24 protein-coding genes are annotated in these 22,559 nt (G+C 69.5%); 10 read left to right on the top strand and 14 right to left on the bottom strand.

Going from position 1 to position 22,559, the window contains the following annotated elements; genetic code table 11:
* Window positions 1–23: 23 nt before the first annotated feature.
* Window positions 24–431, bottom strand: a complete 408-nt coding sequence (locus BEI_RS18595; protein ID WP_097790897.1) for an acyl-CoA thioesterase — start codon at window positions 429–431, stop codon at window positions 24–26.
* Window positions 432–594: 163 nt separating this feature from the next.
* Between BEI_RS18595 and BEI_RS18590 the strand changes: the two genes are divergently transcribed.
* From BEI_RS18590 to cysZ, 6 genes are all read left to right on the top strand, one after another.
* On the top strand, window positions 595–1,545 hold the full coding sequence (locus tag BEI_RS18590; RefSeq protein WP_097790896.1) for a PstS family phosphate ABC transporter substrate-binding protein: 951 nt from the start codon (window positions 595–597) through the stop codon (window positions 1,543–1,545).
* Between the two features lie 67 nt (window positions 1,546–1,612).
* Complete coding sequence (locus BEI_RS18585) at window positions 1,613–2,836, top strand: ABC transporter permease subunit (protein WP_097790895.1); 1,224 nt, start codon at window positions 1,613–1,615, stop codon at window positions 2,834–2,836.
* Window positions 2,833–4,389 (top strand): phosphate ABC transporter permease PstA, encoded by a 1,557-nt coding sequence (pstA, locus tag BEI_RS18580; protein WP_097790894.1) that lies wholly within the window; start codon window positions 2,833–2,835, stop codon window positions 4,387–4,389. The genes BEI_RS18585 and pstA overlap by 4 nt, the downstream gene beginning before the upstream one ends.
* Window positions 4,390–4,418: 29 nt before the next feature.
* Window positions 4,419–5,231: a phosphate ABC transporter ATP-binding protein PstB gene (gene pstB, locus BEI_RS18575; protein WP_097790893.1), complete on the top strand. Its 813-nt coding sequence runs from the start codon at window positions 4,419–4,421 to the stop codon at window positions 5,229–5,231.
* Between the two features lie 25 nt (window positions 5,232–5,256).
* Window positions 5,257–5,982, top strand: a complete 726-nt coding sequence (phoU, locus tag BEI_RS18570) for a phosphate signaling complex protein PhoU (protein WP_097790892.1) — start codon at window positions 5,257–5,259, stop codon at window positions 5,980–5,982.
* Window positions 5,983–6,064: 82 nt separating this feature from the next.
* Window positions 6,065–6,814: a sulfate transporter CysZ gene (gene cysZ / locus BEI_RS18565; RefSeq protein ID WP_097790891.1), complete on the top strand. Its 750-nt coding sequence runs from the start codon at window positions 6,065–6,067 to the stop codon at window positions 6,812–6,814.
* A gap of 17 nt (window positions 6,815–6,831) precedes the next feature.
* On the opposite strand, the gene phoR is transcribed toward cysZ, so the two are convergent.
* From phoR to BEI_RS18545, 4 genes are all read right to left on the bottom strand, one after another.
* Window positions 6,832–8,151, bottom strand: a complete 1,320-nt coding sequence (gene phoR / locus BEI_RS18560; RefSeq protein ID WP_097790890.1) for a phosphate regulon sensor histidine kinase PhoR — start codon at window positions 8,149–8,151, stop codon at window positions 6,832–6,834.
* A gap of 1 nt (window position 8,152) precedes the next feature.
* Complete coding sequence (gene phoB, locus BEI_RS18555; RefSeq protein ID WP_097790889.1) at window positions 8,153–8,842, bottom strand: phosphate regulon transcriptional regulator PhoB; 690 nt, start codon at window positions 8,840–8,842, stop codon at window positions 8,153–8,155.
* Between the two features lie 95 nt (window positions 8,843–8,937).
* A complete protein-coding gene (gene ubiA, locus BEI_RS18550; RefSeq protein WP_097790888.1) occupies window positions 8,938–9,831 on the bottom strand; it encodes a 4-hydroxybenzoate octaprenyltransferase in 894 nt (297 codons plus the stop codon).
* A 37-nt stretch (window positions 9,832–9,868) separates the two neighbouring features.
* Window positions 9,869–10,345: a chorismate--pyruvate lyase family protein gene (locus tag BEI_RS18545; protein WP_097791157.1), complete on the bottom strand. Its 477-nt coding sequence runs from the start codon at window positions 10,343–10,345 to the stop codon at window positions 9,869–9,871.
* Window positions 10,346–10,519: 174 nt separating this feature from the next.
* On the opposite strand from BEI_RS18545, the gene BEI_RS18540 reads away from it, so the two are divergent.
* The 3 genes from BEI_RS18540 to BEI_RS18530 all read left to right on the top strand — a co-directional run bounded on the left by BEI_RS18540 (window position 10,520) and on the right by BEI_RS18530 (window position 12,546).
* Complete coding sequence (locus tag BEI_RS18540) at window positions 10,520–11,680, top strand: NAD(P)/FAD-dependent oxidoreductase (protein WP_097790887.1); 1,161 nt, start codon at window positions 10,520–10,522, stop codon at window positions 11,678–11,680.
* A gap of 139 nt (window positions 11,681–11,819) precedes the next feature.
* A complete protein-coding gene (locus BEI_RS18535) occupies window positions 11,820–12,125 on the top strand; it encodes an HU family DNA-binding protein (protein WP_379802359.1) in 306 nt (101 codons plus the stop codon).
* Between the two features lie 64 nt (window positions 12,126–12,189).
* Entirely contained in the window at window positions 12,190–12,546 is a 357-nt protein-coding gene (locus BEI_RS18530) for a hypothetical protein (protein WP_097790886.1), read from the top strand.
* A 145-nt stretch (window positions 12,547–12,691) separates the two neighbouring features.
* On the opposite strand, the gene recG is transcribed toward BEI_RS18530, so the two are convergent.
* Entirely contained in the window at window positions 12,692–14,773 is a 2,082-nt protein-coding gene (gene recG, locus BEI_RS18525) for an ATP-dependent DNA helicase RecG (RefSeq protein ID WP_097790885.1), read from the bottom strand.
* Entirely contained in the window at window positions 14,770–15,690 is a 921-nt protein-coding gene (locus tag BEI_RS18520) for a hydrogen peroxide-inducible genes activator (RefSeq protein WP_097790884.1), read from the bottom strand. The genes recG and BEI_RS18520 overlap by 4 nt, the downstream gene beginning before the upstream one ends.
* A 101-nt stretch (window positions 15,691–15,791) precedes the next feature.
* Between BEI_RS18520 and BEI_RS18515 the strand changes: the two genes are divergently transcribed.
* Window positions 15,792–16,664, top strand: coding sequence for an SDR family oxidoreductase (locus BEI_RS18515; RefSeq protein WP_097790883.1), 873 nt, complete (start codon window positions 15,792–15,794; stop codon window positions 16,662–16,664).
* A gap of 21 nt (window positions 16,665–16,685) precedes the next feature.
* Here BEI_RS18515 and BEI_RS18510 read toward each other — a convergent pair whose 3' ends face one another.
* The 7 genes from BEI_RS18510 to glsB all read right to left on the bottom strand — a co-directional run bounded on the left by BEI_RS18510 (window position 16,686) and on the right by glsB (window position 22,552).
* Window positions 16,686–17,186, bottom strand: coding sequence for an acyloxyacyl hydrolase (locus BEI_RS18510; protein ID WP_097790882.1), 501 nt, complete (start codon window positions 17,184–17,186; stop codon window positions 16,686–16,688).
* A complete protein-coding gene (gene thpR, locus BEI_RS18505; RefSeq protein WP_097790881.1) occupies window positions 17,168–17,710 on the bottom strand; it encodes an RNA 2',3'-cyclic phosphodiesterase in 543 nt (180 codons plus the stop codon). Before thpR ends, BEI_RS18510 begins: the two co-directional genes overlap by 19 nt.
* Window positions 17,711–17,778: 68 nt before the next feature.
* Window positions 17,779–18,168, bottom strand: a complete 390-nt coding sequence (locus BEI_RS18500; RefSeq protein WP_097790880.1) for a RidA family protein — start codon at window positions 18,166–18,168, stop codon at window positions 17,779–17,781.
* Between the two features lie 81 nt (window positions 18,169–18,249).
* Window positions 18,250–20,382, bottom strand: coding sequence for a RelA/SpoT family protein (locus BEI_RS18495; RefSeq protein WP_097790879.1), 2,133 nt, complete (start codon window positions 20,380–20,382; stop codon window positions 18,250–18,252).
* Window positions 20,383–20,448: 66 nt separating this feature from the next.
* On the bottom strand, window positions 20,449–20,709 hold the full coding sequence (rpoZ, locus tag BEI_RS18490; RefSeq protein WP_097790878.1) for a DNA-directed RNA polymerase subunit omega: 261 nt from the start codon (window positions 20,707–20,709) through the stop codon (window positions 20,449–20,451).
* A gap of 85 nt (window positions 20,710–20,794) precedes the next feature.
* A complete protein-coding gene (gmk, locus tag BEI_RS18485; protein WP_097790877.1) occupies window positions 20,795–21,427 on the bottom strand; it encodes a guanylate kinase in 633 nt (210 codons plus the stop codon).
* A 129-nt stretch (window positions 21,428–21,556) separates the two neighbouring features.
* Window positions 21,557–22,552: a glutaminase B gene (gene glsB, locus BEI_RS18480; RefSeq protein WP_227644523.1), complete on the bottom strand. Its 996-nt coding sequence runs from the start codon at window positions 22,550–22,552 to the stop codon at window positions 21,557–21,559.
* Between the last annotated feature and the right edge of the window lie 7 nt (window positions 22,553–22,559).

Genomic DNA, 22,559 nt, shown 5'->3' with positions numbered 1-22,559 from the left:
GCCCCGGTTGCCGGGGCGATCGCTCAGCCGCCCTGCCGCGCCGCCCGGATCCGGCCGTTCTCGTCCAGCGCGACCATGACGAAGCGGCCCTCCGTGACCTTGTGCAGCTCCTGGGGATCACGCTCCTGGGGAGCGCGGCTCCAGACTTCCACGTCGACCTTGATCGAGCTGTGGCCGATCTCGCGGACGTCGGTGAAGATGTTGACCGTCGAGCCGACCCGTACCGGGCACAGGAAGTCCATGGCCTCGATGGCCACGGTGGCGGTGCGGCCCCGGGCGACCCGCCCGGCGGCCAGCTCCGCGGCCTGGTCCATATGGGACACCAGCCAGCCGGCGGGGATATCGCCGTGAAAATTGGTATCCTGGCGACTGGCCACCAGCTTCAGGGTCAATTGGCCGCGGGGTGACGGGATATCGTCGAGTTCGCTCATGGAATCAGCTTGCCTGGCTTGTTGTTGTGGGGTGGCGGCGAGTGTGCCGAAACGGGCCCCTTGAATCGGCGAGCCATGATAAACGGCAAGGGCCCGTTCCCACCAGTTTTGCGACATCATGCCACGTTATGGCGCCCCTCGGGCGCGTCTGGAGAGAGACCGCATGAGACTGGCCCTTCCCCGGCGGCTACTGATCGGCCTGTGGTCCCTGGCCATGGGCTGTGCCGCCCTGGCGGCCGAGCCCCCCGCCGGCACCCTGGACACCGTCGGCTCCGACACCATGGCGGGTCTGATGCTGCGCTGGGGAGAGCGTCTCGCCCGGGAGCATCCCGGGGTAGGCGTGCAGCTCCAGGCCAGCGGCTCGGCCAGCGCGCCACCGGCGCTGACCGCGGGTACCGCCCTGGTGGGGCCCATGTCCCGGCCCATGACCGAGGCCGAGCGCGAGGCCTTCGAGGCACGCTACGGCTACCCTCCCCGGGAGGTGCTGGTGGCCCGGGATGCGCTGGTGGTGGTGGTGCATCGGCACAACGCCCTGCCGAGCCTGTCCCGGTCCGAGCTCGACGCCATCTTCTCGGAGACCAACCGTTGCGGGGCCGAGGCGGGCATCCGGCGCTGGCAGCCGCTGGGGCTCCAGGTGCCCCGCGGCCGCATCGTGCTGCATGGGCGCAATGCCGTGTCCGGCACCCATGGCCTCTTCCGACGCGAGGCCCTGTGCGGCGGCAGCTTCCGTCCCGAGGTCAACGAGCATCCGGGATCGGCCGCCGTGGTGGCGGCGGTGGCCGCCGATCCCCGCGCCATCGGCTACGCCGGGCTCAACCATTTGACGTCCAGCGTGCGTGCCGTGCCGTTGCGTGACGAGCGAGGACGGCGACAGGCACCCGACCCGGCCGCCGTGCGGCGCGGTGACTACCCTTTCGCCAGGGACCTGCGCCTTTACCTCAACCTGGCGCCCGGTGACTCCCTGCCCCCCGCCGAGCGCGCCTTCGTCGAACTGGTGCTGTCGGAGGCGGGACAGGCCATCGTCGAGGAGCTCGGCTTCGTGTCCCTGCCGCCCGATGTCGTGACCCGTCAGCGTCGCCGGCTGGGCCTGGGGCTGGGGCGCGACGACGGATAGGCTGTCACCCCGCTGTCATGACAATGTCGTACTTTTGCGCTAATCCACCCACGCGACCCGGGCCGCCATGAGCCAACCTTCCGCCGTCACGCCGCTGAGACATCGCCTGCGCCAGGGCCGCGACCGACTGGCCACGCTGCTGATCACCGCCGGGGGGATCGGCGTGATCGCGGCGGTGATGGCCATCGGAGTCTTCCTGGTCGTGGAGGTCGTGCCGCTGTTCTGGTCGGCCGCCGGCGGTGCGGAGGTCAGTCTCGGCGTGCTCTGGCTGCCCCAGGAATATCCGGGGCTCGAGGCCCCCGTCCATCGCTGGCAACCCACCCTGCCGGCCAGCGATCCGGGGCCTCGCTTCGGCATGGCGCCGCTGGCGTCGCGCACCCTGGAGGCCGCCGCCTGGTCGCTGGTCATCGCCGTCCCCCTGGCCCTGGGGGCGGCGGCCCACTCGGCGCTGTTCATGTCGCGCCGACTGAGGGCCCATCTCAAGCCGACGCTGGAGCTGATGGAGGCTCTGCCCGGCGTGGTCATCGGCTTCGTCGCCGGCCTGGTGCTGGCTCCCTGGCTGGAGCGGCATCTGGGGTTCGGTCTGACCCTGGTGATGCTGCTGCCCCCCGGCCTGCTGCTGGCCGGCGGCCTGTGGGGACGGTTGCCCGCCAGGCTCCGGCAGTATCTGCCGTTGGGCTGGGCGGCCTTGTGGTTGTTGCCCTGGATGGGAATGCTCTGGGCGCTGGCGCTGTGGCTCGCGCCCTGGCTGGAGGCCTGGTGGTTCGACGGGGATCTGCGCGCCTGGCTGGAGACCAGCCTGGGCCTGGACTATGCCAACCGCAACGCGCTCATCGTCGGCATGGCCATGGGCTTCGCGGTCATGCCGAGCATCTATGCCCTGGCCGAGGATGCCCTGTCGGGCGTGCCCAAGAGCCTCGCCGACGGCGCCCAGGCCCTCGGTGCCTCGCGCTGGCAGACGCTGTGGCGGGTGGTGCTGCCCGCCGCCAGCCCCGGCGTCCTCTCGGCGGTGATGATCGGTGCGGGCCGTGCCGTGGGCGAGACCATGATCGTGCTGATGGCGAGCGGCAACACGGCCCTGATGACGGCGAGTCCCTTCGACGGGCTCCGCTCCCTGGCCGCCAGCATCGCCATCGAGCTCCCCGAGGCCGCCCCGGGGGGCACCCATTATCGCCTGCTGCTGCTGGCCGCACTGCTGCTCTTCGCCTTCACCTTCCTGGTCAACACCCTGGCCGAGGTCGTGCGTACCCGCCTGCGGCGCCGCTACCGGCGCCTGGGAGGGGCGCCGTGAGCCGGTGGTGGCAAGGACGGGCCCGTCTCCCCAGGGGAGAAGGCCCCTGGGCCTGGCTGGCCGCCGGCAGCGTGACGCTGTCGGTCGCGCTGCTGGCACTGCTGCTGGGATTGCTGGCGATCCGCGGCCTGGGGCACTTCTGGCCGGGCGATATCGCCCTGGTCACCCTGGAGGACGGCCGTCAGCTGGCCGGTCGCGAGGTCAAGGAGGTGCCGCTGCCCGATGGCGAGGGCCGGGAGCGACTCTATCGCACCGGCAATCGCGAGCTGGATGGCGACATCTGGGCCTGGGTGCCCGTGGCCGCGATCGAGACGGTGAGCCATCCCCGTGAGCTGGTATCGCTGGAGCGCCGGCACTGGGGGGAGCTGGTGGGGCGGCTCGTGGCCTGGGTTCCCGAGCAGGGCCCTCGGCTCGAGGGCGAGGCGGCCTGGTCGGCCCTGCAGTCGCGCCTGGGGACCCTGGAACGGCAGCGCGAGGCCCTCGAACGCTGGCGCGAGCAGACCCTGTCGCCCCTGGTCCGGCGGCTCGAGTCGGGGGAGGCGGATGCGGCGGCGACCGATGCCCTGCAGGCCCTGCAGGCACGGCTGCGAGAGCGACGGGCGGCGATGGCCGGCGATCGGCTGATCCTCGCGACCGCCGATGGGCGGCGTCTCGTGCAGCCCGTCGAGGAGGTGCTGAGGGCCACCCGGCCCAATGCCATGGGCGTGCTCGCCAAGCTGGGGGCCTGGGGCCGAGGAGCCTGGCGGTTCCTGTCCGAGGGCCCACGGGCCGCCAACACCGCCGGGGGCGTCTGGCCGGCGATCTTCGGCACCGTGCTGCTGGTCATGGTGATGTCGCTGCTGGTCACGCCCTTCGGCGTGCTGGCGGCGGTCTACCTCAATGAGGTGGCCCACCAGGGCCGGCTGACCCGGCTGGTCCGGATCGGGGTGCGCAACCTCGCCGGGGTGCCGTCCATCGTCTACGGCGTCTTCGGTCTCGGCGTCTTCGTCTACGGCATCGGCGGGCGCCTGGACGCCTGGTTCTTCGCGGACACCCTGCCCTCGCCGACCTTCGGCACGGGGGGGCTGTTGTGGGCCTCGCTGACCCTGGCACTGCTGACGCTGCCGGTGGTGATCGTGGCCACCGAGGAGGGGCTGGCGCGCATCCCCGACCGCCAGCGGGAGGGCGCCCTGGCCCTGGGGGCGACCCGACTGGAGATGCTGAGCCGGGTGGTGCTGCCGATGGCCACCCCGGCCATGCTGACCGGGATGATCCTGGCCGTGGCCCGGGCGGCGGGGGAGGTGGCGCCGCTGATGCTGGTGGGAGTGGCCAAGCTGGCGCCCCAGGTGCCGGTGGACGGCGACTTCCCCTTCCTGCATCTTGAGAGGAAGTTCATGCATTTGGGGTACCATATCTTCGACGCGGCCTTCCATGGCGGCGATGTGCAGGCGGCGATGCCGCTCATCTACGCCACGGCCCTGCTGCTGGTGCTGGTGATCCTGTTGCTTAACCTGACTGCAATATTTCTGCGTCATCATCTGAGGTCGCGCCACGGGACCCTCTCGCAGTGTTGAGGCGAGGCCGTCGCGCCAAGGGGTAATCGATGCCGGTCATGCGGGAGCCGGCTCCCTCTCGGGGAGCCTTCGTCGACTTCGCGCCCGAGGCCACCAGCCTGGAGGTCTCGGGCTTCGGGCTGCGCTACGGCGACAAGCCGGCCTTGCGCAACCTGACGCTGCGGGTGCCGCGGCATCGGGTCACGGCCTTCATCGGGCCATCCGGCTGCGGCAAGTCGACCCTGCTGCGGGCCCTCAACCGCCTGCACGACCTCAACGAGGAGGTGCAGTGGGAAGGCAGGATCCGCCTCGAGGGACAGGACATCCATGCCCCGGAGGTGTCGGTCGCCGAGCTGCGCCGACGGGTGGGCATGGTCTTCCAGGCGCCCAACCCCTTCCCGATGTCGATCTACGACAACGTGGCCTTCGGGCTGCGCCTGCAGGGCGGCATGCGCAAGCGACGCCTCGACGACACCGTCGAGTGGGCGCTGCGTTCGGCGGCCCTGTGGGACGAGGTGAAGGACCGGCTCCAGGCCTCCGCCTGGTCGCTGTCCGGCGGCCAGCAGCAACGCCTGGTGATCGCCCGGACCCTGGCGGTGGGGCCCGAGGTGCTGCTGCTCGACGAGCCGGCTTCGGCGCTGGATCCCATCTCGACGCTCAAGGTCGAGGAGTTGATCCGCAACCTGAAGTCGAGCCTGACCCTGGTGCTGGTCACTCACAACATGCAACAGGCGGCTCGGGTCTCCGACTACACCGCCTTCCTGCAGGACGGCGAGCTGGTGGAGTACGCTCCCACCGACACCCTCTTCACCAACCCGCGCCTCAGGCGCACCGAGAATTACATCACCGGACGCATGGCTTGACGCCCTGGGTCCCGAGGAGAGCCTCATGGACATCACCAGCGATATCCACAGCCAGCATATCTCGCGGCAGTTCAATCATGAGCTCGAGGAGCTCAAGACCCACCTGATGGCCATGGGCGGCCTGGTCGAGAAGCAGGTGCAGGACGCGGTGCGTGCCCTGCTCGACGGCGACTCCTCCCTGGCCGAGCGGGTGGTCGAGAACGATCGCGCCGTCAACGACATGCAGATCAAGATCGACGACGAATGCACGCGGGTCCTGGCCCGTCGCCAGCCCGCCGCCTCCGACCTGCGCCTGGTCCTGGCGGTGATCCGCGCCGCCTCCGACCTGGAGCGCATCGGTGACGAGGCCAGCAAGATCGCCCGGAATGCCCTGGAACTGGTGGAAAACCACGACGGGACCCGGGGCTTCGTCGAGGTGCGCATCATCAGCGAACACGTGCGCAAGATGGTGCGGGACGCCCTGACCTCCTTCGCCCGCTTCGACACCGAGCTGGCGCTCAAGGTGGTCCAGGAGGACGAGCAGGTCGACAACGAGTACCAGAGCGCCATGCGCTCGCTGATGACCTTCATGATGGAGGATGCCCGGGCCATCTCCCCGGTGCTCGGCATCATGTGGATCCTGCGCGCCCTGGAGCGCATCGGTGATCACGCCAACAACCTGGCCGAATACGTGGTCTACCTGGTCAAGGGGCTCGACATCCGTCACCAGGATCCGGATGATCTCGGCGACGAGGTGCTCGGCGACGGCTAAGCCCGTTCGCCTGGCCCTTCCTGTGCCGGCCGTCGCCCCGCGGGCGACGGCCGGCGTCGTCGTGATGGAGGAAAAGACACTCATGCTGGATGCCTTCACGGCGCTGAGCCGGGGGACCCGACTGGTCTATGCCCCGGGACTGCGGCGCTACGTGTTCCTGCCGATCCTGACCAACCTGGTGGTCTATGCGGTCATGCTGGCCTATGTCCTCAGCCACTTCGGCGGCTGGCTGGAAGGCTGGATGGGGATGGTACCGGCCTGGCTCGACTGGCTGTCCTGGCTGATCTGGCCGCTGTTCCTGATCAGCCTGGTGGTGATCGTGTTCTTCAGCTTCACCCTGGTGACCCACCTGATCGCCGCGCCCTTCTACGGCTTCCTGGCCGAGAAGGTCGAACGCGAGGTCACCGGCCAGCCCCCGCTGGACGATCGCGGCTTCCTGCGGGCCGCCGTCGATGCCCTGGGGCGCGAGCTGGTCAAGCTGGCCTACATCCTGCCGCGCATGGCGGTGCTGTTCGTGATCAGCTGGGTGCCGGTGCTCAACCTCATCGCCCCCGTGCTCTGGGCGCTGTTCTCGGCCTGGACCCTGGCGATCACCTACCTCGACTACCCGATGGACAACAACAAGGTGTCCTTCGCCGACATGCGCCGGCGCCTCGGCGCGCGACGCTGGGCGACGCTGAGCTACGGCGGCTGGGTCACCCTGATCACCTGGCTGCCCCTGGCCAACCTCTTCCTGCTGCCCGGGGCGGTGGCCGGCGCGGTGCTGATGTGGGATCGGCATTACCGGCATCTCGCCCCCTCGGCCGGCTCCCCGGTACCGCCGGTTCGCTGAGGCGCCGACGCCTCGAGTCAGGCACGGCGGCAGTCGACCTGGGGGCGGTCGTCGACCAGGCGGCCGGCCGGGAAGACGCAGCGGAAGGTGGCGCCCTCGCCGGGCCTGGAGTCGATCTCCAGGCGGGCGTCGTGGCGCAGCAGCACGTGCTTGACGATGGCCAGCCCCAGCCCGGTGCCCCCGGTGGCGGTGCTGCGGCCCTTGTCGACGCGGTAGAAGCGTTCGGTGAGTCTCGGGATATGCAGGGGGTCGATCCCTTCGCCGTCGTCCTCCACGTCCAGGCAGGCGCCGTCCCGGCAGGGGCGCCAGCGCAGCACGATATGGCAGTCCTCGCCGGCATAGCGCACCGCGTTGAAGGCCAGGTTGGAGACGGCGCTGTGGAGTTCCTTCTCCGAACCGAGCAGGCCCCTTGTCTCCGTGACCTCCACCTCGATCCGGTGGTGTCCCCCCGAGAGGGCCTCGGCGTCCCGACGCACCGTCTCGAGCAGGCTGGCCGGATCGAGGCGGGCGTCGTCCTGGCCGCCCTGGTCGTTCTCCAGGCGTGACAGCAGCAGCAGGTCGTTGACCAGGTTCTGCATCCGGGTGGTCTGGCTCTGCATCTGCTGCAGGCCGCGGGCCAGGCGCGGCGGCAGCTGCTCGGCCATGTCGCCGTAGGTCTCGAGATAGCCCGCCAGCACGGTGAGGGGGGTGCGCAGCTCGTGGGAGACGTTGGCGACGAAGTCCCGGCGCATCTCCTCGAGGCGATGAAGTCGCGTGATGTCCCGGGCCATCACCAGGCGCTCGTCATCGCCGTACAGGGTGATCTGGAACTGCAGGATCATCCGCTCGTCGATGGGCGAGGGCAGCGTCAGGGGCTCGCGGTAGTCCCGGGCGTGAAAGTAGTCGACGAAGCGCGGGTCCCGCAGCAGGTTGGTGATGTGCTGGCCGCGATCATGGGCGGGCTGCAGGCCCAGCATGCGCTCGGCGGCGCTGTTCCACCATTCCATGTCGCCGTGCCGGTCGAGCATGACGACGCTGTCGCGCATCGCCTCGGAGGATTCCTGGATGCGTCTCAGGGTGTCGCGCAGCCGGCGCTGGGTGATGCGCTGAGCCTTCTGGTAACGGTAGAGGCGATCGAAGAGTTCGCCCCAGAGTCCCGAGGCGGAGGGGGGCTCGTCATGGGGATGGTGGGTCAGCCATTCCTGCAGGGCGTGCAGCCGGCGCAGCTGATAGGCGAGGTAGAGGCCCAGGGCCGCCGCCACCCCGAGGCCGATGGCGTCGAAGGGCCAGCCGACCAGCAGGCCGATGGCGACCAGTGCCGCCAGCCTCCAGAGCTCTCGTCGCCACAGCCGGTTCACGTCAGCCCTTGGCGGAGAAGCGGTAGCCGGTGCCGCGTACGGTCTGGATCAGCTGCTGGTGGGGCTCGCCCAGGGCCTTGCGCAGGCGGCGGATGTGCACGTCCACGGTGCGTTCCTCCACATAGACGTTGCCGCCCCAGACCTGGTCGAGGAGTTGGCCACGGGTGTAGGCCCGTTCCTGGTGCGTCATGAAGAACTGCAGCAGCCGGTACTCGGTGGGGCCGATCTCCAGGGACTTGCCGTCGACGCTGACCCGGTGGCTGACCGGGTCGAGTACCAGGCCCTCGACCTCCACCGGTTCCTCCACGCCCCGGGGGGTGGCACGTCGCAGCACCGCCTTGAGGCGAGCCACCAGCTCCCGGGGGGAAAAGGGCTTGGTGATGTAGTCGTCGGCCCCGGATTCCAGCCCCTGGATCTTGTTGTCCTCCTCGCCCTTGGCGGTGAGCATGATGATCGGCAGCTCGGCGGTGCTTTCGTCGCGCTTGAGGCGGCGGGCGAGCTCGATGCCGCTGGTGCCGGGCATCATCCAGTCCAGCAGGACCAGGTCGGGCTGGTGGTCGACCACCATGGCGTGGGCGGTCTGGGCATTGTCCGCCTCGAGGACGCGATAGTCGGCCATCTCCAGCGCCACGGCGATCATCTCGCGGATCGGCGCCTCATCATCGACGATCAGAACGGTCTTGGCGGTCATCCCGGGGCCTCATGGTCAAGGTCAATGACAGGTTGGTGACGATGACAGCATGTCCTTGTGACAATACCGTGACAGTCGTCGCCTGTCGCCCTCGCTCAGCTCCCCGGGCCGGGCCAGAGGGCCAGGGCCACGCCGGCGAATACCAGCAGCCCCGACCAGTGGTTGTTGAGGAAGGCCCGGAAGCAGCGCTCGCGTTCCCGCCCGCGGATCAGCCGATGCTGGTGGACGAAGGTGGCCGCCATGGCCGCGAGCCCGAGCCAGAAGAAGCCGCCGAGGCCCAGGTGCTGGCCGGCCCAGCCCAGCAGCCCCAGGGTGACGAGCTGCAGCAGGCCGATCATCAGGCGGTCGGCGCGGCCGAAGAGCACGGCGGTGGACTTGATGCCGATCCGGAGGTCGTCGTCCCGGTCGACCATGGCGTATTCGGTGTCGTAGGCCACGGTCCAGGCGAGGTTGGCGGCGAACAGCAGCCAGGCTTCCATCGGCACCCGGCCGAGCACGGCGCCGAAGGCCATGGGGATCGCCCAGGAGAAGGCCGCGCCCAGCACCACCTGGGGCAGATGGGTGTAGCGCTTCATGAAGGGATACACCGCGGCCAGCACCACCCCGACCAGGGAAAGCATCACGGTGAAAAGGTTGGTGAAGCACACCAGCACGAAGGCCGCCGTCACCAGCACGCCGAACAGCACCTGGGCCTCCCCCTCGGCGATGCGGCCCGTGGCCAGGGGGCGGTCCCGGGTACGCTTGACGTGTCCGTCGAAGTGGCGATCGGCGTAGTCGTTGATCACGCAGCCCGCGGCCCGCATCAGGTAGACCCCGGCGACGAAGATCAGCAGCAGATGGCGCTCCGGCAGGCCCTCCGCGGCCACCCACAGGGCCCAGAGGGTGGGCCACATCAGCAGCCAGGTGCCGATGGGCCGGTCGAGGCGGGTCAGGTGCAGGAAGTCGGGCAGCCGGGCCAGCCCCTTGGGGCGCATCAGCGTACGTTCCATCTGGGTCTCTCGGTTGGTCGAAAGGAGTAGGGCAAGGCTAACGTGGCGGGAGGGCCAGGTCATCCATCATGGCCTCCAGGAAGAACTCCTGCACCAGCACCGCGAAGCGGCCATGACGGAACACCGAGCGTCGTCCCCAGGGGCCGGGCGCGGCCCGGAAGGGCGCGGGGTCGGCGCTGACCTCGATGGGGCCGCGCTCCAGGTCCGGCTGGCGGAACAGCCAGCTGCCCAGCGAGCGTTCGCCGAGGCGGTCGAGGCGCTGGCCTCGCAGGCGGTTCAAGGGCGCCACCGAGCGGGCCACCACCCAGGTGCGGTCGTCGAGATGCAGGGCGACCTCTCGCAACCAGGCCAGGCGTGTCGGGCTGAGCCCGAGGGCCTGGGCCTCGTCTCGCCGCGGGCGGCCCAGTCGCTGGTCGAGCAGGCGCACCCGGAAGCGGCGGGGGTACCCGGCCTCGGTCAACCGCGCGGTGAGGGAGTCGCGGGAGGCGACCCAGCGCCACCACTCGGGACTCATGGCCGGACGGGCCGCCGCCAGGGGTCGCCATCGGGGGACGATAGCCGGGCCGTTGCTCAAGGGTCACTCCGCATCCAATCCAGGGGGCGGCTAGTGTACCATGTCGCGCCGAGACGCCATCCCGTGGCGGCCGTCCGATAACGGCCCGTCGCGTCCCTCTCAGCGAGGAAGCCCATGACCGCTCCCCTGACCATCATCGGCTCCGGCATGGCCGGGCTTGGCCTGGTGCGCCAGGTCCGGGCCCTGCAGCCCGAGCGCCCCATCACCCTGATCACCGCCGACGGCGGCGAGGACTATTCCAAGCCGCTGCTCTCCACCGGCTTCGCCAAGCGGCTGCCTCCCGAGCGCCTGGCCGCCCGGGATGCCCTGGAAGTCGCCGAGACGCTCCGGGTGGTGATGCGCACCCACACGCGGGTCGACGGCATCGACCCCGTGGCGCGAACGCTCGCCATCGGCGCCGAACGACTGCCCTATGGCGAACTGGTGCTGGCCACCGGCGCCGTCCCCGAGCCGCCCTTCGCGATTCCCGAGGCGGTGGCCGACCGGGTCCATACCATCAATGACCTCGACGATTACCGGACCTTTCACGGGGCCCTGGCGGCCCTGGGACGTCCGGCGCGGGTCGCGATCGTCGGTATCGGGCTGGTGGGCTGCGAATTCGCCAACGACCTGGCCGCCGGAGGTCATCGGGTCGAGCTGGTCGCCCCGGAAGCGGCCCCCCTGCCCAGGTTGTTGCCCGAACCCTTGGGACGTGCCCTGGGCGAGGCCTTCGTCGAGGCCGGCATCCGGCTCCATACCGGCCGCCTGGTCCAGGAGCTGGCGGCCATCGGCAGTCGGGTCGGGCTGGCCCTGGACGACGGCACGGCCCTGGAGGCCGATCTGGTGCTGGTTGCCACCGGCCTGAGACCCCGCAGCCAGCTGGCGGCGGCGGTGGGCGTCGCGGTGGGGCCGGCGGGGATTCACACCGACCGCCATCTCGCCACCTCCGTGCCCGGCATCCATGCCCTGGGGGATGTGGCCTGCGTCGACGGTCTCAATGCCATGTACGTCCAGCCGCTTCAGGCCGGCGCCAAGGCGTTGGCCCGGACCCTGGCAGGCACGTCGACCCCGGTGAGCTACGGTCCCTGGCCGGTGCTGGTCAAGACCCCGTTGCTGCCGGTGGTCTCGCTGCCCCCGACCTCGCCCCCGGACCGCTGGCGGATCGAGGGGGAGGGGCGGGACCTGAGCGCCCTGGCCGAGGATCAGGACGGACGTTTGATCGGATTTGCGTTGACAGGCGCCTGCGTACGTCGGAAAGTCGAACTGGCGCGGGCTGCACCGCCGTTGCTAGGCTAGTGTCGTCAACGACGGCGCCCCCGGCGTTGCCACGTCATTCGCATATCGCCGCGACCTGGGCCTGGCGGCCATGGCAAGGGGCCGTATGCGAGTGATGTCTCATCTCCGACCCAGCGAACAACAAGCGGCCGATGGGACCATCGGCCGGAAGTCACACCAGGAGGGCTGTATGCGCAAACCAGAACTCGCCGCGGCGATCGCCGAGCGTGCCGATCTTTCCAAGGACAAGGCCAGCCAGGTGCTGAACGTCATCCTCGACGAAATCACCGGCAGCGTCTCCGATGGCAAGGACGTGTCACTGATCGGTTTCGGCACCTTCACCGTGCGCGAGCGTGCCGCCCGCACCGGCAAGAACCCCCAGACCGGCGAACCCCTGACCATTCCGGCCAGCAAGACCGTGGCCTTCAAGCCGGGGAAAGGGCTCAAGGACGCCGTCACCAAGTAGGACGACCCGCGGCCCGCCCGGGCGGGCCGTGATGATCACTTCCCTTCCCACGGACGGAATCGCGATGAAGCTGCGACTGATGCTCTGGGTGCTGGGCGTGCTGCTCAAACGGGCCCTGAAGCGCAAGGCCGCCTTCCGCGAGCGCCTCGCCGAACTGCGCTCCCTCGACTGGGGCATCGGCACCGAGGACCTCCGCATCGCCCGACACTACCGGATGGCCCCCCAGGGCATCGAGACGGGGCCCGGCCTGCCGGTGGACCTGGACCTGGAATTGCGCTTCGAGGACGTCGACAGCGCGATCCGCATACTTCGCAAACCCACCCAGAAGGCCTTCCTCGACGGCATGATGGCCGGCCACGTGCGCCTGGTCGGCGACGCCGGCGACCTGCAGAAGCTGCAGAGCCTGCTGCGGCATCTGTAGCGCTGAGCTACAAGCTACAAGCGCCGAGCTACAAGGAATCCCCTTGTAGCTTGCCCCGGTCGCTTACACTGCTTTGCAGCTTGCAGCTTGCAGCTTGCAGCTTGCAGCTTGCAGCTTGCAGCTTGCAGCTTGCAGCTTGCAGCTGTCAGACCTGTCCATACCGCCCCGCTTCCTCGCCCAGCCAGCGGCGAATCAGCGGTCGGCTGGCCTCGGGATGCTGAGCCAGCAGGGCCTCGGCCAGCGGCGAGACCCGGGGCAGTAGGTCGGCGTCGCGTTCCAGGTCGGCGATCTTCATCTGGGCCAGGCCCGTCTGTCGGGTGCCCAGCACCTCGCCGGGCCCGCGCAGAGCGAGATCCTCCTCGGCGATGCGGAAGCCGTCGGTGGTCTCGCGCATCACCGTCAATCGCCGCCGGGAGGATTCCGACAGGGGCGGATGGTAGAGCAGCACGCAGAAGCTCTCGGTGGCACCGCGGCCCACCCGGCCGCGCAGCTGATGGAGCTGGGAGAGCCCGAGACGCTCGGGGTTTTCGATGATCATCAGGCTGGCGTTGGGCACGTCCACCCCCACCTCGATGACGGTGGTGGCCACCAGCAGGTCCAGCTCGCCTTCCTTGAACGCCGTCATCACCTCGGCCTTCTCGCCGGGTTTCATGCGGCCGTGAACCAGGCCGATGGCCAGCTCCGGCAACGCCTCGACCAGCTCGTCCCGGGTCGCCTCGGCGGCCTGGCACTGCAGGGCCTCGGATTCCTCGATCAGGGTGCACACCCAGTAGGCCTGGCGGCCCTCGGCACAGGCATGGCGGATGCGGGACACCACCTCGGGGCGGCGCTCGTCGGGCACCACCACCGTCTTCACGGGGGTCCGGCCGGGCGGCAGCTCGTCGATCACCGACACGTCCAGGTCCGCATAGGCGCTCATCGCCAGGGTGCGGGGAATGGGGGTGGCGGTCATCACCAGCTGGTGGGGGGTCAGTCCGCCGGCCTCGCCCTTCTCCCGCAAGGCCAGGCGCTGGTGGACGCCGAAGCGGTGCTGTTCGTCGATGATCGCCAGCCCCAGTCGCTGGAAGTGCACGTCGCCCTGGAAGAGCGCATGGGTGCCCACCACCATCTGTGCCCGGCCGTCGAGGATCGCCGCCTTGGCGTCGAGCCGAGCCTTGCCCTTGAGCTTGCCGGCCAGCCAGGCCACCTCGATCCCCAGTGGTGCGAACCAGGCCTGGAAGGCCCGGTAGTGCTGTTCGGCGAGGATCTCGGTGGGGGCCATGATGGCCGCCTGGCAACCTCCGGCGATGGCCGACAATGCCGCCATGGCCGCCACCACCGTCTTGCCCGACCCCACATCGCCCTGGACGAGGCGCAGCATGGGGCGCTCGCTCGCGAGGTCGGCGCGGATCTCGTCCAGCACCCGGCGCTGGGCGCCGGTCAGCGAGAAGGGCAGCTGGGTCAGGAAGCGGGCCTGCAGGCCGCGGCCATCGGGCAGCGGCGGGGCACCATCCTCCTGGATGCGCAGTCGGACCTCGCGCAGGCTCAGCTGGTGAGCCAGCAGCTCTTCCAGGGCCAGGCGCCGGCCGGCCGGATGACGACCCTCGGCCAGGGCCGTGGGGTCGGTCTCCGGCGGGGGATGGTGCAGCACGCTCAGGCAGTGGTGCAGCTCGGGCAGCTCGAAACGGCGCCTCAGCGACTCGGGAAACCACTCCGGCAGCGCCTCGGGGGCCGCCTCGAGCCGGGCCAGGGCCTGGTCGATCAAGGCGCGCAGGCGTGCCTGGTGCAGCCCCTCGGTGGTCGGGTAGATCGGGGTGAGGTGATCCTCCATCGGTGGCGCGCCCTCGCCGATCAGCCGGTATTCCGGGTGGTACAGCTCCAGGCCGGTGGCGCCGGCCCGGGCCTCGCCGAAGGCGCGCACCCGCGTCCCCGCACGGAACTGCTGCTGCTGGGCCGGGGAGAAGTGGAAGAAGCGCAGGCTCAGGATGCCGGAGGCGTCGCGCAGGCGCACCAGCAGGCTGCGTCGGCGGCCATGGACCACCTCGGCGGCCATCACCTCGCCCTCCAGCACGGCCTCGTCGCCGGACCGCAGGGTGGCAATCGGCGTGATGCGGGTGCGGTCCTGGTAACGCAGCGGCAGGTGGAACAGCAGGTCGGCGACGCTGGCCACGCGCAACCGGGCCAGCTTGGTGGCCAGCGCCTCGCCGACGCCCTTGAGGTCCGTGACGGGGGCGTCGAGGTCGCTCATGCCGATTCGGGCTCGGCTGCGCGGCAGTGCGCGATGGCCTCGGTGACGGCGTCGATGGCCTGGGGGCGCGGAAAGCTCGCCCGCCAGGCGATGGCCACGGTGCGGCTCGGCCCCGGGGGCGAGAAGGGGCGGCTGATCAGCAGGCCGCTCTCGTAGTGGCCGGTGCCGACGGCCGAATGCGGCAGCACGGTGATGCCCAGGCGCGAGGCCACCATGTGGCGAATCGTCTCCAGCGAGCCCCCCTCGGCGGTGAGGGTGTTGTGGGGGCTGTTGAGCTTGTGGCTGATCGCCGGGCAGGCCTCGAGGATCTGGTCGCGGAAGCAGTGGCCCTCGCCGAGCAGCAGCAGCCGCTCCTTGAGCAGGTCCTCCTTGTCGATGCTCTCGCGCGCCGCCCAGGCATGGTCGGCCGGCATCAGTACCTCGAAGGGCTCCTCATAGAGGGGCTTGGTCACCACGTCGGTCTCGGTGAAGGGCAGGGCCACGATGATGGCGTCGAGCTCCCCGCTGCGCAGCTTGCGGCGGAGGTCGCCGGTGAAGCCTTCCTCGATGTACAGCGGCATCTGCGGAGCGAGGCGCGTCAGCTCCGGCACCAAGTGCGGGAAGAGGTAGGGGCCGATGGTGTAGATGGCGCCGAGGCGCAAGGGGCTCGCCAGCTGGTCGCGGCCGGCGGTGGCCAGTTCCTTGATCACGCTGCTCTGTTCCAGCACCCGCTGGGCCTGCTCGACGATCTTCTCGCCGAGCGGCGTGACCTGGACGGTGGACTTGGAGCGCTCGAACAGCGCCACGCCCAGCTCCTCCTCGAGCTTCTTCACCGCCACCGACAGGGTCGGCTGGGAGACGAAGCAGCGTTCGGCGGCGCGCCCGAAGTGGCGCTCCTGGGCCAGGGTTACGATGTAGCGGAGTTCTGTTAGAGTCATCTCGGTGCCGGGGCTTCCTCGATTGTGCGTTGCGTCGCGGGCCCCAAGAGACAGGGCACCCCAAGGGTAATAGGGACTTTTTATCAGGGGGCGAAGGAAAGGTGAAGACGACGACGCTGATTCTGGGCTGTGGAGATATCGGAACGACCCTGGGCCAGGAACTCCTGGCGGCCGGCCAGCGGGTCATCGGGGTGCGCCGGCAGGCGGGCAAGCTGGACGGCAGCGGTCTCGAGGGGGTAGCGGCGGACCTGGGCGATGCCGCCGCGCTCGCCGAGCTGCCGGATGCCGACATCCTGGTGTACGTGGTCAGCGCGGACCGTTTCGAGGAGGCCGCCTACCGAGCCGCCTATCCCGACGGGCTCAAGGCGATCCTGGGCGAATACGGGGCGCGGCAGCGCCCGCCCAAGCACGTCTTCTTCGTCTCCTCGACCAGCGTGTATGCCCAGCAAGGCGGGGAGGTCGTCGACGAGACCAGCCCCACCCAGCCCACCGGTTTCTCCGGGCAACTGATGCGCGAGGCCGAGCAGGCGCTGATCGAGCATGAACTGCCGGGAACGGTGGTGCGCTTCTCCGGGATCTACGGCCCGGGGCGTGATCGCCTGATCCACCAGGTCGGCGAGGGCCGTATCGCCCCGGCGACCCCGGCGATGTACTCGAATCGCATTCATCGCGATGACTGTGCCGGGGTGCTGGCCCACCTCATCGAGCAGGCGCTCGCCGAGGAGGCGCTGCACCCGCTCTACCTGGCCAGCGATTGCGAGCCGGCGCCCCTGCACGAGGTGATGGCCTGGCTGGCCAAGCAACTCAAGGTCGAGGCCACCGAGACCATCCAGTCGCCGCTGCGGCGTCGGGCCAGCAAGCGCTGCGACAACAGCCGCCTGCTCGAGAGCGGCTATCGGTTCCGCTACCCCAGCTACCGCGAAGGTTACGCACAGGTGCTGCGTGAGCAGGGCTACCTGCCGGCGACCACTTGACCCGGGCCGTCGGACCCTTGTTCAGAGGGCCTGGCGATAGACCAGCGAATAGATCTCGAAGCCGTCGTTGGGCCAGTCCATGTGGGCATTGGAGTGGTGCACGGCGGCGACGCCCATTTCGCTGCCCTGGCCCAACCGGATGCCCAACGCCAGGCGGTTCTCGAACTGGAAGGCGTTGGACAGCGCCTGCCCTCCCAGCTCCGTCTCCAGGAAGAGGGCGCCCCCTACGCCGGCCTCGAGGAAGACCGGCCCGCCGACGGCGTAACGCAGGGCAGGAGTCAGTCGCCAGGCGGCGTTGTCGTCGCCGTCGTCCCCGGGCAGCAGGAGCAGGCCCGTGCCGAGCCGCAGGGCGAGGCCGGGGTGCCAGTGATCGAGATCGACCAGGGTGTCGAGGTTGACGCTCAGGGCGAGGCTGCCCTCGCTGGTGGAGCCGAGTTCCAGGCTGGGGGCGGCGGCCCCTGGCGGGGCGACCAGCAGGGCCAGGCAGGCCGCGAGCGGCGGGACTAGCGGCTTGGGAGACATGGCGACTCCTCGGGGATGGTCGTCCGGGCCAGAGAAGCGTAATGGCTGCCTCCCGGCGTGGTGACCGACTGTATTAGCTCAACCCGAGTATAGTCCCATGTCAGGGAGGCGTCCGGCAGCCCGGGTCCCGGCGGACGCGGCGCCCGGCGCAGCAGGGTGATGTGGGGGGCGAAACGCGCGGGGCGTCCCGACACTCCCATCCCTTCCAGGCCCTCCCAGAGCTGGCCCTGCAGGTCTCTCAGGGCCGCTTCTCCCTCGGCCCCGCCGACCCAGACGATGCCCCGTCGCCGGAAGCACCCCCAACGATCCAGCCGCCATTGCCCGGGCAGGATCGAGAAGCGTGCCAACCAGTCACCGATCTCCGTGGCTCGGGTTTCCGGTTGCTCGCCCAGGAAGGCCAGCGTCAGGTGAAAGCTGTCGTCGGGCATCCGGCGACCGCCGCAGCGGGTGCGGGCGGCATCCGCGAGCTCGCCGAGCCGCCGGCGCAGCGCCGGCGGCGGGACCAGGGCCAGGAAGAGGCGCATGGGATCGATGCCTTAGATGCTCGGAGGAAAGCGTGGATTCATGTCGCGAGCGATGAATCCGCCTTTCCTTAGTCGCCGATGACCAGCACGGCCTCCGCCTCTACCTGGCTGCCCTTGGGCAGCGCCTTGACGCCGACGGCGGCGCGGGCCGGGTAGGGGGCCTGGAAGTACTCCTCCATCACCCGATTGACGATGGCGAAGTTGTCCAGGTCCACCAGGTAGAGATTGAGCTTGACCACGTCCTTGAGGCCGCCGGCCGCTTCCTCGCAGACCGCCTTGAGGTTGCTGAACACCTGGCGGGCCTGGGCCTCGAAGTCGTCGGAGACGATCTCCATGGTGGCCGGGTCCAGGGGAATCTGGCCGGAAAGGTAGACGGTGTTGCCGGCCTTGATGGCCTGGGAGTAGGGGCCGATGGCGGCGGGAGCCTGATCGGTATTGATGACGGCCTTGTTGCTCATGGTGGTCTCCGTATTGTTGGCGATGGATATCCAATGACGTCCCGGCCCGCCGCGGCCACGGCGGGCCGGGACGGGAAGGGGTCAGTTGCTCAGGCGGGTGATCCTGCCGACGTGGGACAGGTTGCGCAGGCGCTTGATGATGCGGGCCAGGTGCACGCGATTGCGCACGGACAGGGTCAGGTTGACGATCGACAGCCGGGCGTCGCGCTCCTCGATGCCGATGCGCTCGATGTTGGCGTCGGCGTCGGTGACCAGGCTGGCCAGTTCGGCCACCAGGCCGCGACGGCTCTCGATCTCCAGGCGCAGCGGCACCGGGAAGTCCTCGTCCGACTCGTCGGACCACTCCAGGGCGAACAGCTTGTCCGGGTCGCTCTTCAGCTCGGCCAGGTTACGGCACTCCGCCCGGTGCACCACGATGCCCTTGCCCACCGAGAGATGGCCGATGACGGGATCCCCGGGCAGCGGATGGCAGCAGCGGGCGAACTTGATCACCATGCCCTCGGCCCCGCTGATCACGATGGGACCTTGCCGGTGCTTGCCTCCCGGGGCCGGCGACTGCTCGCCGTGCTGGAGGTCCACCAGCCGCCGGGCCACGACATGGGCGACCCGGGTGCCCAGGCCGATGGACTCCAGCAGGGCATCCTCGTTCTTCAGCCCCAGTTCGGCCAGCAGGGCGTCCAGCGGCTTGGCCGGAAGCTCCTCCAGGCTGGTCTCGAACTCCGCCAGGGCCTTGTTGAGCAGGCGGCGGCCCAGCTGCACCGCCTCGGTGTGCTGCTGGTGCTTGAGGGCGTGGCGAATCGCCGAGCGCGCCTTGGCGGTGACGACCACGTTGAGCCAGGCCAGGTTGGGGCGTGCCCCGGGGGCGGTGATGATCTCCAGCGTCTGGCCGCTCTGCAGGCGGGTGGAGAGCGGGGCCAGGTGGCGGTCGATGCGGCAGGCGATGCAGCTGTTGCCGATGTCGGTGTGCACGCTGTAGGCGAAGTCGATGACCGTGGCGCCCTGGGGGAGCTCCATGATGTCGCCCTTGGGCGTGAAGACGTAGATGTCGTCGGGGAAGAGGTCGTTCTTGACGTGCTCGATGAACTCCAGCGAGTCCCCGGCATGGCGCTGCATCTCCAGCAGTCCCTTGACCCAGGCGCGGGCCCGGGCATGGCTGCCCTCGGCGATGGGGTGCTCGGTCTGGCCGGCCTTGTAGAGCCAGTGGGCGGCGATGCCGTTGTTGGCCATGGCCTCCATCTCTCGGGTGCGGATCTGCACCTCGATGGGCATGCCGTTCGGCCCGAACAGGGTGGTGTGCAGGCTCTGGTAGCCGTTGGCCTTGGGGATGGCGATGTAGTCCTTGAAGCGACCCGGTACCGGCTTGTAGAGGTTGTGGACCACGCCGAGGATGCGATAGCAGCTGTCGACGTCCTCGGCGATGATGCGAAACCCGAAGACGTCCATGATCTCGGCGAACGACTTCCGCTGGTCGCGCATCTTCTTGTAGATCGACAGGAGGTGCTTCTGGCGGCCCACCACGGAGCCCGACAGGCCATCGTCGTCGAGGCTCTGCTGCAGGCTGTTCTGGATCTGGCGGATCGCCGAACGCCGGTGTCCCCGGGCGCTGGCGACGGCACGCTTGATGCGCTCGGCGCGCATCGGATGCAGCGCCTGGAAGGACAGGTCCTCGAGCTCGACGCGAATGGTGTTGATGCCCAGCCGATTGGCGATCCGGGCATAGATCTCCAGGGTCTCGCGGGCGATGCGACGCTTCTTCTCGGGGCGCAGTGCGCCCAGGGTGCGCATGTTGTGCAGGCGATCGGCGAGCTTGACGATGATCACCCGGATGTCCCGGGACATCGCCAGCACCATCTTCTGGAAGTTCTCCGCCTGGGCGACCGCCTTGTCCTCGAAGGTGATCTGGGTCAGCTTCGACACGCCGTCGACCAGCTCCGCCACCGCCTCGCCGAACTGCTCGCCCAGGGCTTCCTTGGAGACGCCGGTGTCCTCGATGACGTCGTGCAGCATGGCGGCCATCAGGCTCTGATGGTCCATGTGCATGTTGGCCAGGATGTTGGCGACCGCCAGGGGGTGGGTGACGTAGGGCTCGCCGGAACGACGGCGCTGGCCGTCGTGGGCCTGCTCGGCGTAGTAGAAGGCACGCTTGACCTGCCGGATCTCGTCCGGGGGAAGGTAGCCGCCGAGGCGGTCGGCCAGGTCATCGATGGTGAACATGCGGCGCGCCCTGAAGGTTACGTGATGGCCCGGAAGATGGCGTCGACGGCACGACGTAGCGCGGCATCACTCCTCGGCGGGGATGCCCGGCTCGCCCTCGGCCCGGTGCCGTGCCGGTGCCTCCAGGGGTTCATCCAGTACGCTGGAATCCACCAGGCCCTCGGCGATCTCGCGCAGCGCCATCACGGTGGGCTTGTCGTTCTCCCAGGGCAGCAGCGCATCGCGGGAGCCGCGAGCCAGCTGGCGGGCACGCTGGGTGGAGATCATCACCAGCTTGAAGCGGTTTTCGACGTTTTCCAGACAATCTTCGACTGTGACTCGCGCCATGGATGCCTTCCTGAATGCTGACGGGCGAAACCCCGGTCGACGCCGCTGCGCCCCGGGGGTTCCGCCGATGAATAGATCGAATAGGTTACTCGACGCCCGGTTCCCCTGACAAGAGCGCCGCCAGCAGCGGGGCGTGGCGCTCGCGCATGCGCTCGCGGGTCAGGCGTCGGGCGATCACCAGCGACTGCAGCTCGCGCAGGGCGGTGGTGAAGTCGTCGTTGATCACCAGGTAATCGTACTCGTCATGATGCGACATCTCGGCGACCGCCTCGCGCATGCGCGAGGCGATGACCGCGTGCTCGTCGGTGCCCCGTCCCGACAGCCGGCGCTCCAGCTCCTGCCGGGAGGGGGGCAGGATGAAGATCGACACCGCCTCGGGCAGCTGCTCGCGGACCTGGCGGGCCCCCTGCCAGTCGATCTCCAGGATGACGTCCTGGCCGGCGGCGAGCAGGTCCTCCACGGCGCGACGGGACGTGCCGTAGTAGTTGTCGAACACCCGGGCGTGCTCGAAGAAGTCGCCCCGGGCGATCATCTCCTCGAAGGCCGCCACGTCGACGAAATGGTAGTTCACGCCGTCGACCTCGCCCTCGCGACGCGGCCGGGTGGTGTGGGAGACCGAGACCTGGATGCCGTCGAGGCTTTCGATCAGTTCGCGCACCAGGCTGGTCTTGCCGGCACCGGAGGGAGCGGAAACGATGAAGAGCGTACCTTGGGGCATGGCGAGTCCTGAGCTGACAAGGGTGAGCGACTGCGGGAAAGGCCGGAGTATCGCACAACTGGCGTGCCGCCCGCAGCACCCGGGCTCGGGGGGCGAGGCCCGGGCGATGGGGATGTCGGCGCCGGGGGGTCAGCAGGAAGTCGGGGCGTCGTCGGAAGGGGAGGGGGCCGGGTGCCATCGCCCCAGGTCCTCGGCGATGAGCTCCAGGGCGTACTGGGCCGCCACCGAGTTGCCGCTGGCGTCGAGGGCCGGCGACCAGGCGCAGATCGACAGTCGCCCCGGGACGACGGCGACGATGCCTCCGCCCACGCCGCTCTTCGCCGGCAGGCCCACCCGATAGGCGAAGTCGCCCGCGGCGTCGTACATCCCGGAGGTGAACATCAAGGCATTGATGCGTTGCGCCATGGCGGGCGGGATGAAGCGCTCCCCGGTGGTCAGGGCGCGGCCGTCCGCCGCCAGGTAGTTCAGGGCGACGGCCAGGTCGCGACAGCTCATGCGCAGCGCGCAGCAGGCGAAGTAGGCGGTCAGGACCTCGTCGACCTCGTTGTCGAGGTTGCCGAAGGCCTTCATCAGGTAGGCGGCGGCCGCGTTGCGGGCGCGATGGCTCCACTCCGACGCCAGGACCTCGTGATCGATCAGCACCCCGGGATTGCCGGACAGCGTCCGGGCGATGTCCTGCAGGTGCTTCGCCGGCGTGGCGAAGGCGCCGACCAGGTGATCGGCGACCACGATGGCGCCGGCGTTGATGAAGGGGTTGCGGGGCTTGCCACGCTCCGTCTCGAGCTGCATCAGCGAATTGAAGGGCATCCCCGAGGGGTTGAGCCCCACCCGCTGCCACAGCGCATCGCCATGGGTGCGCAGGGCGAGGCTCAGCAGCAGGACCTTCGACAGGCTCTGGATCGAGAAGGGCGTCTCGGCGTCGCCGGCCGTGTAGAGCTGGCCGTCGTTGGTGCACAGGGCGAGACCGAAGCGCTCGGGATCCTGGTTAACCAGGGCCGGGATGTAGTCGGCGATCCGGCCCGTGCCGAGTCGCGACCTGGCCCGCTCGGCGATCTCGTCCACCCAGGCCTGCAGCGTCGGCGAGTGGCCGGGCCGCGGCCGCGGGGCAGGGAATGAGGTGGGCATCCTGGGA

Origin of the sequence: Halomonas beimenensis, assembly GCF_002549795.1 — a bacterium.
GTDB lineage: Bacteria > Pseudomonadota > Gammaproteobacteria > Pseudomonadales > Halomonadaceae > Halomonas > Halomonas beimenensis.
The sequence above is the reverse complement of the archived record's forward strand: the minus strand, read 5'-3'. Positions and strand labels throughout refer to the sequence as shown.